The organism is Chryseobacterium hilariae, from assembly GCF_051400735.1.
Taxonomy (GTDB): Bacteria; Bacteroidota; Bacteroidia; order Flavobacteriales; family Weeksellaceae; genus Chryseobacterium.
Genome location: NZ_JBLFFJ010000006.1, coordinates 244,339 through 257,483, shown reverse-complemented (window position 1 = coordinate 257,483; position 13,145 = coordinate 244,339). Strand labels below are relative to the sequence as shown.

At 35.1% G+C, this 13,145-nt stretch carries 11 protein-coding genes; 5 read left to right on the top strand and 6 right to left on the bottom strand.

Going from position 1 to position 13,145, the window contains the following annotated elements; translation table 11 throughout:
* Nucleotides 1–6 precede the first annotated feature (6 nt).
* Complete coding sequence (locus tag ACMGDK_RS17805; RefSeq protein ID WP_436809165.1) at nt 7–2,934, bottom strand: SusC/RagA family TonB-linked outer membrane protein; 2,928 nt, start codon at nt 2,932–2,934, stop codon at nt 7–9.
* 622 nt (nt 2,935–3,556) lie between these two features.
* On the opposite strand from ACMGDK_RS17805, the gene rnhB reads away from it, so the two are divergent.
* Together rnhB and ACMGDK_RS17795 are read left to right on the top strand one after the other, a co-directional pair.
* Nucleotides 3,557–4,141 carry a ribonuclease HII gene (gene rnhB, locus ACMGDK_RS17800; RefSeq protein ID WP_436809164.1) on the top strand — a complete coding sequence of 195 codons (585 nt, stop codon included), beginning with the start codon at nt 3,557–3,559 and terminating at the stop codon, nt 4,139–4,141.
* A gap of 298 nt (nt 4,142–4,439) precedes the next feature.
* Nucleotides 4,440–4,577: a bacteriocin gene (locus ACMGDK_RS17795; protein ID WP_436809163.1), complete on the top strand. Its 138-nt coding sequence runs from the start codon at nt 4,440–4,442 to the stop codon at nt 4,575–4,577.
* A gap of 59 nt (nt 4,578–4,636) precedes the next feature.
* On the opposite strand, the gene yidC is transcribed toward ACMGDK_RS17795, so the two are convergent.
* From yidC to ACMGDK_RS17775, 4 genes are all read right to left on the bottom strand, one after another.
* Nucleotides 4,637–6,433, bottom strand: a complete 1,797-nt coding sequence (gene yidC, locus ACMGDK_RS17790) for a membrane protein insertase YidC (RefSeq protein WP_436809162.1) — start codon at nt 6,431–6,433, stop codon at nt 4,637–4,639.
* A gap of 178 nt (nt 6,434–6,611) precedes the next feature.
* A complete protein-coding gene (pyrG, locus tag ACMGDK_RS17785; RefSeq protein ID WP_436809161.1) occupies nt 6,612–8,219 on the bottom strand; it encodes a CTP synthase in 1,608 nt (535 codons plus the stop codon).
* Between the two features lie 128 nt (nt 8,220–8,347).
* Nucleotides 8,348–8,917 (bottom strand): YceI family protein, encoded by a 570-nt coding sequence (locus tag ACMGDK_RS17780; protein WP_436809160.1) that lies wholly within the window; start codon nt 8,915–8,917, stop codon nt 8,348–8,350.
* Nucleotides 8,918–8,978: 61 nt separating this feature from the next.
* The gene (locus tag ACMGDK_RS17775; RefSeq protein ID WP_436809159.1) at nt 8,979–9,389 is read right to left on the bottom strand and encodes a hypothetical protein; all 411 of its coding nucleotides are present in this window, start codon (nt 9,387–9,389) and stop codon (nt 8,979–8,981) included.
* Nucleotides 9,390–9,443: 54 nt separating this feature from the next.
* On the opposite strand from ACMGDK_RS17775, the gene radA reads away from it, so the two are divergent.
* Together radA and ACMGDK_RS17765 are read left to right on the top strand one after the other, a co-directional pair.
* Nucleotides 9,444–10,793 carry a DNA repair protein RadA gene (radA, locus tag ACMGDK_RS17770; protein WP_436809158.1) on the top strand — a complete coding sequence of 450 codons (1,350 nt, stop codon included), beginning with the start codon at nt 9,444–9,446 and terminating at the stop codon, nt 10,791–10,793.
* A gap of 96 nt (nt 10,794–10,889) precedes the next feature.
* A complete protein-coding gene (locus tag ACMGDK_RS17765; RefSeq protein ID WP_436809157.1) occupies nt 10,890–11,486 on the top strand; it encodes an acyl carrier protein phosphodiesterase in 597 nt (198 codons plus the stop codon).
* A 476-nt stretch (nt 11,487–11,962) separates the two neighbouring features.
* On the opposite strand, the gene ACMGDK_RS17760 is transcribed toward ACMGDK_RS17765, so the two are convergent.
* On the bottom strand, nt 11,963–12,463 hold the full coding sequence (locus ACMGDK_RS17760; RefSeq protein ID WP_436809156.1) for a DUF6702 family protein: 501 nt from the start codon (nt 12,461–12,463) through the stop codon (nt 11,963–11,965).
* Between the two features lie 68 nt (nt 12,464–12,531).
* Between ACMGDK_RS17760 and ACMGDK_RS17755 the strand changes: the two genes are divergently transcribed.
* Complete coding sequence (locus tag ACMGDK_RS17755) at nt 12,532–13,110, top strand: HupE/UreJ family protein (RefSeq protein ID WP_436809219.1); 579 nt, start codon at nt 12,532–12,534, stop codon at nt 13,108–13,110.
* Nucleotides 13,111–13,145: the final 35 nt, after the last annotated feature.

Genomic DNA, 13,145 nt, shown 5'->3' with positions numbered 1-13,145 from the left:
TATGATTTAAAATTTAAAGTTTACATTAATTCCGTACATTCTCGTAGAAGGCAATGAACCTCCTTCTAACCCTTGAATGTTACCAGATCCATACGCTGTATTTTCAGGATCAACACCTTTGAAAGCAAGATTCCAAGCAAACAGGTTTCTACCAAATGCAGATATTCTTATTCCTTGAAGTGAATTACCAATGATTGATTTTGGTAAATCATAAGATATTGTAAGGTCTCTTAATTTAATATAGCTTGCATCAAAAACATTTTGTGCATCTACTGTACTATAATAAGTTCCCCCCCATGTTGGAGCATCCAATAATATATCATTTGCTGTACCATCTTCCTTAACTCCCGGAAGAATAACTCCCGCCTCTCTGTTTCCTCCAAGTGCTGTTTCCTCTAGCATTCCAGAATACATTCCCCACATATGGGTAGTTGAGAAGTATTTACCTCCTTTCTGAACATCAATAAGGAATGATAATCCAAAGCTTTTATATTTAAATGAGTTTCTGAATCCCATATTGTAATCAGGAAGTACAGACCCTAAAGGTTTAATTTCAGACGCTTTATAAAAACCATTCTCATCAACAACTTTATTACCACCGGCATCATATACAAAATCAGTTCCTAAGATTACACCATATGAATATCCTACCTGTGCGGCAAGCTGTACTCTAAATGGCGCATTTGTCAAGATATAATTTTCTAGATTACCTTGTAATTCTACAAGCTTGTTTTTATTTTTTGTAAAGTTCCAGGTAATATCCCATGAGAAGTCACTGCTTTTGATCGGAGTAACATTTACTGTTGCTTCAATCCCTTTATTCGTCATCTCACCGGCATTGATCCTCTTGAACCCATATCCTGTGGAAGGGTCAATAGGCAATGGAATAATAAGATCTGTTGTTTTTACATCATAATATGTAATATCAAATCCAAATCTATTTTTAAAGAAGCTTGCCTCTAAACCAATTTCCTTAGTTGTTTTCATTTCTGGAAGAATAGCAGGCTCTCCATTGATTGTAGGCATCGAATATACTGGGCTTCCACCAAATGGTGTTCCAATAGTTGCAAAAGTTCCTCTTACGTAAGGGTCTGCTCCCCCAGCAATTTTTGACCAACCTGCTCTCAATTTACCGAAAGATAACCAATCTGCTTTCAAAACTTTCGAGAAAACAAAACTTCCCGTAACTGACGGATAGAACTGGTCATCGTTTATCATAGAGAACCAGTCGTTTCTACCGGTTGCTTCTAAAAATAAAAAGTCTTTATACCCCAGTGAAGCTGAAGCAAATATACTTCGTACACTAAAATGGTAAGATGCATTTGAAGATTGTGCAGGTTCAACACTGTTAGATAGATTATATAATCCCGGTATAATTAAACCTCCAACAGAATTTCCATTCAAGATATCCCATTTACGATCCATAATGTTAAATCCAGCAAATGTATTTAAGCTAAGATCTCCAAAATTATCATTATAATGAATTCTACCTTCATAATTGAATTCGGAATTACTTCTTTTTTGAACATTGTATTCAGGCAAAGCTGCAGAGCCAATGGCAACTCTGGAGGTAATGGATTGAGAATATGTATCTCCATATACTTTTCCTGAAACAAATACTTTTTTAGATAAATCATAGGTTAATCCTGCATTTCCAAAGAATCTATGTCTGTTATCATCAGAAGTATTCTCATAAATAGTCCAGTACGGGTTATCTGAGAAGTTTGGAGTTCCGTTATCCCATGCTGTTCTGTTCCATGATCTCTGCATACCATTAGGTAACTTATAATTTTTCAATTCTGCAAAATCAAGCTGTCTTTGTCCCCACTGGTAGAATTTTTGTGCAACAGAGTTATCTCCATATCCTTGTTCCGGTCTGTTAAAACCAGCAGTATGCACATAGTTTAAAACTGTTTCTGCTTTTAATCTATCTGATAATTTGGAATTAACATTCAAACTAAAATTATCTTTCTTGATCTCCGAATTTGGAACAATACCGGTGATTTTAGTATTGGTATAAGATAATCTTACGTTAGTGTTTTCAAAGGATTTGGAAACGGAGAAATTGTTTGTATAAGTAGTCCCTATTCTGAAGAAATCATCAACATCCTTTGTAGGAGCCACCCATTTCTTTAGTTTCATATACTCATCTGGAAACTCAGGATCGAAGGAATTCCAACCTAAATAGTATAAGTTGGGATCATACTTTGGTCCCCAGCTTTCGTCAGTTCCGAAGTCAGTAATATTATAAACTTGTCCATTGATTGTTGCAGTAGGTAAAGTAGACTCTAGACCTCCACCATATTGGTTCTGTAATTTTGGTCTAATATAGATAGATTCAAAAGAGACACCTGTGTTAAATTGTATTTCAGTTCTGCCTTTTTTTGCTGATTTTGTCGTATAGATAATAGCACCGTTACTTGCTCTATATCCATATAAAGCTGCTGCAGGTCCTCCCTTCAAAACAGTTACACTTTCAATATCATCTGGGTTGATATCAAAAGTTGCATCTCCATAATCTCTACCTCCAGCTCCTCTCTGCGTGTCTATACTATTCACATTCGAGTTATCCAAAGGAATACCATCTACGACTATTAAAGGACGGTTTTCACCAGTAACAGAGCTAATCCCCCTCATAGTAATTCTTGTAGACCCTCCCATTGAGGAAGGAGCCGTCACCTGAACCCCTGCTACATTTCCAGATAATGCACTTACCGCATTAGTTTGCCCGGCATCAGAGATCATTTCTCCTTTGATTTCCTGGGAAGCGTAACCAAGAGCTTTCTTCTCTCTCTTGATTCCAAGTGCAGTTACTACTACTCCTTCGATTTCTTGTGTCTGTTGTACTGTATCATTCTTCTTTTGCTGAGCACTCACCACAGCTATAGAGGAAGATAATACTAGTGCAAGTACACCAGCTGTTAATTTCTTCATATCAAATTATTTTTTGCATGCTACAAATTTGTAAAACTTTCTTAAAAATACAAAACAAAATCTTAAAAAAATATCAAATATTCACTTATTTCTAAAATAAATACTATAAAAATTATTAAATTAAGTTAAAAGTAAAATAATTAACAAAGACAACTCATATAAGCAATATGTTTTTTCAGAAAAGTACAAATCATTTTAATTGATAATTTCTATATAAAATATTAACAGTTTAACCTAATAACAGACTGATTATCAAAGGAGTTAATTATAATTGAATGATTAGTAAAGATTTAATAAAAACAAAATACAATGTAATGCATATTATATTTTTCTTCTTTCAAAGATAGCTATAAGCCTATTACAGTAAAAAAAATTACACAGAAAAATAAAATTTATTAAAAAAAAATCTTCAAGGATTTAACTAAAAAGGGAAATATTCACTATTATATATACAACACAATGCTGAATTTGGGACAATATCTTTGTTATATTATATAGATTAATTTTTTTCTAATAGCAGATCATTATATTTATGATCAACTAAGTACTAGATATTATAAAAATACATTCATTTAAAATGCATTTACTAATTTTGCATAACGTATGATAGGGTATAAAACTTATGGACTTATTACAAAAATGGACGGATCTTTACATCGAGGCTGGATGTGATGAAGTAGGAAGAGGATGCCTCAGCGGGCCTGTGGTGGCGGCAGCTGTTATTTTAGATGAGAGTTTTAAGCCAAATTTGGTTAATGATTCCAAAAAGTTAACCTTCAAGACAAGAATGGAGCTGGATAGTTATATAAAAGATAATGTGAAAAATTATGCTATTGCAGAACTGCCTCCTTCTTTTATTGACAAGCATAATATTCTTAACGCAAGTATCCATGCTATGCATTGTGCATTAGACCAATTAACAATAATTCCGGAGCTGATTTTAGTAGACGGAAATAAATTCCATCCTTATAATTATATTCCTCACCAGTGTATCATACAAGGAGATGCAAAGGTTTTGTCTATTGCAGCTGCTTCTATTCTAGCTAAAAACTACAGGGATCGATTGATGATTGAGCTCCACGAAGAATATCCGGAATATAACTGGAACACCAATTTTGGATATGCCACAAAAGCCCATCAACAGGCTTTAATAAAATATGGACCAACAAAACATCATCGAAGATCATTCAGGTTGAAATATGATTAAAATAAATCCTTATTTGGGATTAATGATAAATTAGAGAAGCAACTTTGCTTCTCTTTTGTTATATGAAATATTGCTTGACTTCTTTAGTTGCTCTGTTTCTTACCAATGATAAATGTATATTCACACTTTTACACCTGACATTTCTTCCTTCTGAAGATTATACATTTCATTCATGTAATTTTGATAAGATTCAAATAAAAATAGTTGGAATAGATATTTTATTTATATTTGAATTACAAATCTTACACAGCCCTTTTGAATTTTCAAGAGATCTGAAAACAGTGCTAAATATTAAACTATGAAAAACATTACAAAAATCACCAATGCTAAGTTAATTAGCAAAAATCAGTTAAAACAAATTATGGGTGGACAGATCTGTCCTTGTGGTACACCATGTCCAGATATGAATCAACCCGTTCCAAAACCTTGCGATTAAAAACACAAAAAAGAGAAGCAAAACTTGCTTCTCTTTTAATTTATATAGATTTTTAAACCTTATTTCTTTTTTTTCTGCTGCTCCTGCACTTTTTGCTGTTCCTGAGCTTTCTCCATCATCTCTCTCATTCTCTTCTGGAATTTGCCTTCAGCTTTTGGTTTTTCTTTATTCGCCTGAATCTGAGCGTGGATTTTCTTTTCATCCAGTATCAGGTATTTGATAACAAGAATAATCAGAATGTTAATCGCATTGGATACAAAATAGTACCATGAAAGACCAGATGCAGATGTATTTAGGAAGAACAGGAATGTGATCGGGAAAATATACATTAATACTTTCATGTTTGGCATTCCTTCCTGTTGAGGCTGTTGCATATTTCCTGAAGTCATTACTGTATAGATCAGGATCACAATCGTACAGGCTAAAGCAAAAACACTCAAATGATCTCCCAGGAAAGGAATTTTAAATGGAAGCTTGATCAGATCGTCATAAGCCGTTAAATCTTTTGCAAACCAGAATCCCTGACCTCTCAAATCAATAAAGTTCGGGAAGAAACGGAATAAGGCATAGAAAATAGGAATCTGTACCAATGCCGGAAGGCATCCCGCCATCTGATTCACACCCGCCTTTCGGTAGATTTCCATGGTAGCCTGCTGCTTCTTCATTGGGTCTGCATCTTTCAGCTTGGCATTTACCTCATCAATTTCAGGACGAATCACCTTCATCATTGCACTTAACTTATGCTGTTTATACATAATTGGTGATAAGATCAGCTTTACAATAATCGTCATTAAGAAAATTACCCAGCCTGCTGTAAGTCCCCAATCTGCGATGATATTATACATCGGCATAAAGAACCCACGGTTCATCCATCCAATGAAAGACCATCCTAATGGTAAAATTTCGTCAAAGTTCTTGTCGTAAGATTTTAACAGAGGTAAATCAAGCGGCATAAAATACCAGGTAAAGTCCTGGTTAAGCTCGCTTCCTGTCATCTGTACAAACCCTTCAAAATTAAGTTTTTTCAGATATTCACCTTCTTCAATAGTTTCCTGATTTCCTTTGCTTTGTGTGAAACCGCTTTTAGCTTCAATCACAGAAGAGAAGAACTGCTGTTTTACACCAATCCAGTTAAGGGTTTCTTTTTCCTCTTCCATTGTTGTTCTCCCGTCATAATCATAATCTTTATAATTATTGAAAGCATAAGAGAATTCCGAATGTGACTGCTCCTGTGCTCTACCCTTTTCTAAGTTTCTTACACTGTAGTCCCAGATAAAATCCGCTTTGTTATCAGCAGTAATAGCAGCAAGTCCCTTTGTTCTTACTTTAAAATCAAGTGTATATTTTGGAAGCAACGTATAAATAAACTGAATAACAGCACTGTTATAGTTAGCTGTCATCGTTACAGCATTTCCATTAACAGCTGGTGTAAAAACCAAGTCTTTAGTATTGATTACTTTTCCTGTTTTATCTTTAAACTGAAAACCATAGTTTGAGTTCTTTTTGTCGATCAGGTAAAGGGGAAGATCTGCCTTATCTGTTTTATGATCATACGCCTTATATTGTGAAAGCTGTACTTTAGAAACCTGCCCTCCTAAGCTTGAGAATTCTACATTCAGTTCTTTGTTGCTTAAACTGGCTGTCTGAATAGCACCAGGAGTTACATTTGGATTGATATTGCTTGCCTGAGTCTGTTTTACAGCATTTTTCACCTGCTCAACTTTCTGTTCCTGAGCTTTTAACTGCTCTTCTTTCGACTGCTTGTTCTGAAAATAGAACATGAATCCGAAAAGAACCAAACATAAAACCGCAAAACTGATCATTTGACTTTTATCGATTCCCTTGTTTTGTTGCATTTTATTTTATATTAAAATTTTAAATTTAACCAAGCATCACAGTATGCTGCTTTTTGAGCTGACAAAAATACTGTTTTTTTATCAAAACTCTATGCATTACCATGTTACTATATAATAAACTCAAGCTGAGAATAATCAGCCTGAGTTTATTTTAAGACGTTTATAGTAAATAATTACCTTATTTCTTTTCGCAAGCCTTGATAAAAGCTCTGAACAGAGGATGCGGTGTTGCTACTGTACTCTTATATTCAGGGTGGTACTGCACTCCTACGTAGAACGGATGATCAGGAAGCTCAAGAGCCTCTACCAGACCTGTTTCCGGATTGGTACCTGTTGCCAGCAACCCGTTCTTTTCAAATTCCTGAAGATAGTCGCTGTTAAATTCATAACGGTGACGGTGTCTTTCTGTAATATTTTTAGTGCCATAGACATCATATAGTTTGGACCCATTCTTCAATGCACATTTCCAAGCTCCAAGACGCATTGTACCTCCTTTGTCTACAATATTTTTCTGTTCTTCCATGATAGAAATTACAGGATCCGGCGTTGATGTATCAAATTCCATTGAATTTGATTTGGTATGGCCAAGAACATTTCTTGCAAATTCAATCGTCATGATCTGCATTCCTAGACAAATTCCCAGCATCGGAACTTTATTTTCTCTTGCATATTGAGCTGTAAGCACTTTTCCTTCGATTCCTCTATCGCCAAAACCTGGAGCAATAAGGATTCCATCCACACCATTTAAAGTCTCTTTAATATTTTCAGCGGTGATATCTCCACTGTACACCCATCTTACTTTCACTTCAGTTTCAAGACTTGCACCTGCATGTTTGAAAGCTTCAGCAATAGAAATATAAGAATCCTGCAGAGAAATATATTTTCCTACCAAGGCAATTTCTACAGTTCTTTTAGGGTTTTTGAATTTTTTAAGGAAAGTTTTCCAATCTTTCAGATCAGCTTCTTTATCATTTTTCAGATCCAGTTCTTTTAAAACTACATCATCAAAATTTTGTTTCTGAAGATACATTGGAACTTCATAGATCGTTTCAAGATCTTTACATTCAATAACGTTATCCAGAGACACATTACAGAATTGAGCCAGTTTCGCTCTTTGATCTTTTGGAATATTGTGTTCTGTTCTGCAAACCAAAACGTCTGCCATGATTCCGCTTTCCATCAACTGGCGAACGGAATGCTGAGAAGGTTTTGTCTTCAATTCACCGCTTGAAGCCAGATAAGGCAGCAGGGTAAGGTGGATCACCATAGAATTTTTCTCACCAAGCTCCCATTTCAGCTGACGTACTGTTTCAATGTATGGAAGAGATTCAATATCTCCTACAGTTCCTCCGATCTCAGTAATGATGATGTCGTAGTTCTGCTTGGAAAGCATTTTGATTCTGCGCTTAATCTCGTTAGTGATATGAGGAATTACCTGAACCGTTTTTCCCAAGAAGTCTCCTTTTCTTTCTTTTTCAATAACTGTTTGGTAGATTTTCCCTGTAGTAACGTTGTTGTTTTGGGAAGTAGGAGCATCCAAATAACGCTCGTAGTGACCTAAATCCAGATCTGTTTCTGCACCATCTTCGGTTACATAGCATTCTCCGTGTTCATATGGATTCAGAGTTCCCGGGTCGATGTTGATATAAGGATCCAGTTTTTGGATCGTTACGCTAAAACCGCGTGATTTTAACAAAAGCCCCAGAGAAGCAGACACGATTCCTTTTCCCAAAGATGAAGTTACACCTCCTGTCACAAAGATGTACTTTGTATTCTTTTTACTCATTAGATTAGGTTTGTGCAAAGTTATGGGAAAAAGAGATACAAAGCAATTTTTTAAATTTTGAAAACCGAAAAATCAAAAAAGGCTTCCCAATCACTTGAAAAACCTTTTGAATTTAATTATTTATAAAATTATTGTTTTATCAACTCAAAATATAGACTTACTTCTACATCTTTAGCTACGCCTGCACCGGTTGGATCATACTTAATCCCATAGTCTAAACGGTTAACTGTGAATTTTGTCTGGAAGCCCATTACTTCTTTTCCCTGCTGATTTTTAGTGACTCCTCCAAATGTTACCGGAACACTTATTTCTTTTACAGTCTCCTTAATTTTCAAATTTCCTTTCAGGATGTATGAATTATTTTTGTCCTTGGTAATAGAAGTGCTGTGAAAGCTTATCGCCGGATATTTATCTGCGTCAAAAAAATCAGCACTTTTAAGGTGCTTGTCTCTCATCTCTACTCCCGTATTAATAGAGTTTACTTCTACCCCAAAATCGAAAACGGCGTTATCTAAATTGGCGCCTTCAGTTGTTACTCCTCCTTTAAATGTATCAAAACGCCCCTGTACAAAGCTAATCCCCATATGCTTGATATTAAAGTTCACTGAAGAGTGCATAGGATCTGCGGACCATTCTGTTTGTGCGAAGCCCAGAACGCTTAACAGCGTGAAAACGAAAGATAAAAATACTTTTTTCATAATAACTTAATTTTAGTTGAGTAAAGATAATACATATTGATTATCCTGTTCTTGATGTAAGTTAGTTTTTAATTTTAGATGAAATTATTTTAGAATACAGCAAGTCGAAGACAAATATGATCAGAAATACAAAGAGTGAATTAACATACAGTAATAAAGCAAGAAGTCCGGCATCTGTTTTATTTGAAAAATAGGCAAAGGGATTCGTTCCAGAAATAATTAATGCTATTAAATAAATGATTTCAAATAAAACCGCAATTTTTAAAACTGAACCATAATTCTTTCTGAAGATTAATATCGTAATGAAACTGACAATTGTTACAATAACACATTCCACTAAAACCCCAATTGGCACCAGAGCTATTCCGTCTGATTTTTCTTTTAAAAAACGTAATGTCCATTCACTGAATTGGGCATTAAGAAGACTCATCACAATAAATATGACCAAGCTTCTCATTAAAATATTTTTCATGTTTGGAATTAATTAAAATTCTGAAAGGATATTCATTTTTTTTAACTTCGCAGTATGGCAAAACTGAAAACAGCATATTTCTGTCAAAATTGCGGAACTCAATATTCCCAATGGATGGGACAGTGTAAAAACTGTGGTGAATGGAATACCCTTGTGGAGGAAGTTGTAGAGAAAACCTCATCCAAAACTCTACCATTTTCAAAATCTAAACAGCACGTCATCAACATTATTGAAGTTGAGACCAGCGAAGAACCGAGAATAAAAACACCTTCCGAGGAGCTGAACCGTGTTCTGGGCGGAGGCATTGTGCTGGGTTCTGTCACGCTAATCGGAGGTGAGCCCGGAATTGGGAAATCTACTCTTCTGCTTCAGCTGGCCTTAAAGATGAAGAAGAAGATCTTCTATGTTTCAGGGGAAGAAAGTGCTTCGCAGATTAAGATGAGAGCAGACAGACTTACAGATGTCCAGAATCCGAACTGTTTTCTTTTTACGGAAACTTCACTGGAAAAGATTCTCCACGAAGCCAAAAAGCTGGAACCGGATTTCATAATTATCGATTCTATCCAGACTTTACAGTCTCAGTTAATTGAAAGTTCACCCGGAACTGTTTCCCAGATCAGGGAGTGTTCAAATGAAATTATAAAATTTGCAAAAGAGAACAATACCCCTGTATTCCTGGTAGGCCATATCACAAAAGACGGCCAGATTGCCGGACCAAAAGTATTGGAACATATGGTAGATGTGGTTTTAAATTTCGATGGCGACAGAAATCATCTTTTCAGATTGCTCCGAGCCAATAAAAACCGTTTCGGATCTACTTCTGAAATCGGCATCTATGAAATGGTTTCCCAAGGTTTAAAAGAAATCAGGAATCCGTCTGAGATCCTTATAACTAAGAAATTTGAGGAGCTTTCCGGCAATTCCGTGGCAGTAACTCTGGAAGGAAACCGCCCGATGCTTCTGGAGATTCAGGCATTGGTAAGCACAGCTGTTTACGGTACTCCACAGAGAAGCTCTACCGGATTTGATGCGAAAAGACTGAATATGCTCCTGGCTGTTCTGGAAAAGCGTGCAGGATTTCAGCTTGGTGCTAAAGATGTCTTTTTAAATATTACCGGAGGTATAAAAACGGATGATCCGGCATTGGATCTTGCCGTGGTAGCTTCCATCCTGTCGTCCAACGAAGATATTGCTATTTCCGAGCATTTCTGTTTTGCAGGCGAGATCGGATTAAGTGGTGAGATCCGGCCAATAGCACAGGTTGAACAAAGAATTACAGAAGCCGAAAAATTAGGCTACGAAAAAATATTTGTATCGAATCTTAATAAAATACCGAAAAGAAAGTTTGGAATCAAAATTGAGGAAGTAAGCAAAATTGAGGACTTCCACGAAAGGATCTTTTAAAATAACGTTCTCACGATTAATAAATCTATTAAGAAAATTGATAAGGCGAAGCGGATTGATTATTCATCATTCACATTTAATCTCTATCTTTAATCTATGAATTATCTCGCTCATTCCTTTCTTACTTTTTCGGACGGACAGATCGTAGGACAATTTCTTGAAGATTTTATCCGGAACAAAGACCGCCATTCTTTTCCGAAAGATATTCAGGATGGCATTACGCTACACAGAGCCGTAGATACATTTACAGATTCCCATCCCGCCATTCATGAAGCTAAAAAGGCTTTTTCTCCTTTAGTCAGGCTCTATGCAGGTGCTTTTGTGGATGTTGCTATGGATTATTTCGTGGCCACTGATCTTTCCTTGCATTCCTTAGCTGAATGGAAAGCTCATTCTTTACGTGTATACAGAGTTCTTAACGAACATGAAGAATGGCTACCCGAAAACTTCAAAGTAATGTTAGCTAAAATGGAAAAAGATGACTGGCTGTATAATTACCGTGAAGACTGGGGCATTAAATTCAGCATGCGCAATGTTCTGAATAAAGCAAAATATCTGACCCCTGACATTCCCGTTTTCGAAGCTTTCCTGAAAAACAAGCCTTTCCTTCAGGAGTGTTATAACAATTTTTTTCCTGATCTTCTTGATCATGCCAAAGGGATCAATGCAATGATTCAAATGGATCATAAATAAAAAACACTTACAGGGAACGTAAGTGCTTTTTTAACAATTTGTGTTGTTAGAATCTGCTGCCTTAAGGTGATAATGGGATTTCACGTTACATAAGATAATATAAACTGCTTTAATCCGTCTTCACCCTCAATTTCATTAATCCCTAGCTGATCAATAAATTTTATAGAGAACTCTTTTATTTCCTTTGCAAATTATAATTTTGATAAAAATTTTCCTTTAACAAATCATTAATTAAAAATTAACAATAACAAAATAGCTCTACACAAATATAATTCTTTTTAATTAAAAAACAAATACAATAAGCATTAATTAATAAATAACACTTACATATAAATTATCAATAACAAATTTTAAAATTTATTGAAAAATAATTATTGATAATAATTAAAAAAAAAGATACAATTTAAAAATATTAATCAACAATTAGTGATTTACTATTTATTTAAACTTATAATGGATTGCGTGAAAATATCAATCTAAAACTGTCGAAATAAATACCGGTTAGGATAGGTAAGCTTTTCACTTTTTCTTTCACCATTCACAATTATATGAACAATATTGATCTGATCATCGAAAAGATTGTACAGAAAGCTGACCGCCGCTTCTACTTTTTTAGGAGAACTAACCGTTTCCGATTCAAGAAAAACATTAACCGATTCGCTGTCTTCCTCATATCCTACATAATTTATTTTTAAAAATTTCCCGTCGGCCTTCAATTTAAAATATTCCACACAGTATTTTTCCAGGGCTTCATTGAGTTTGGTTTTGTATTTTTCGTCATTAAAATGGAAAGAACTGCCATACTTTTTACTTAAACCATTTTCCAGATCATCAAGAAAAAATCTGCCTGTGATCTCAAAAGATTTGGACTTGGAATTATAATTAATTTCTACAGAGCCCACATGATAAGGATGCTTCGCCTTTGAAAAAGAGAATAAAAAAAATACCGGTAATAAAAACAGCCATAAATTCTTCATATGTCCTGACCTTTAAAATTTGTTCGAAATTAATCATTATTTTCGTACGCATTATATTTTACGTTATGATGCAGGACTTTCTCTTCTATTTAAACCTTGGCTGGGAACATATTATTTCCCTGGATGCACTGGACCATCAATTATTTGTCCTGGCTCTGATCGCCGTATATTCTTACAGTGACTGGAAAAAAATACTGATCCTTGTCACCGCATTCACAATCGGACATTCTATTACACTGGCGCTGAGTATTCTCGATATTTTCAGAGTTCCTTCTGCCTGGGTAGAGTTTTTAATTCCATTAACGATTGTATTTACATCTCTGGATAATATCCTCATGAGAAATAAAAAGCAGACCCTGATGCGGGCCAATTATTATCTGGCAGCAATCTTTGGACTTATCCACGGAATGGGTTTCGCGAATACAGCAAGAGTGATGATCGCCAAAAGCCAGAGTATTGCCATTCCATTATTAGGCTTTAATATCGGGCTGGAATTGGGACAGATCGTTATTGTGTGCATTATTCTTATCCTTTTATTCATTTTGCTGAGCATTTTTAAGGTTAACAAAAAAGATTGGGTACTGTTCGTTTCTTCCGGTGTTTTTGCATTGGCTTTAAAAATGACTTTGGAGAGAATTCCTTTTTAATTTTGTAACATTTTTAATAATTTGTCTACTTATTA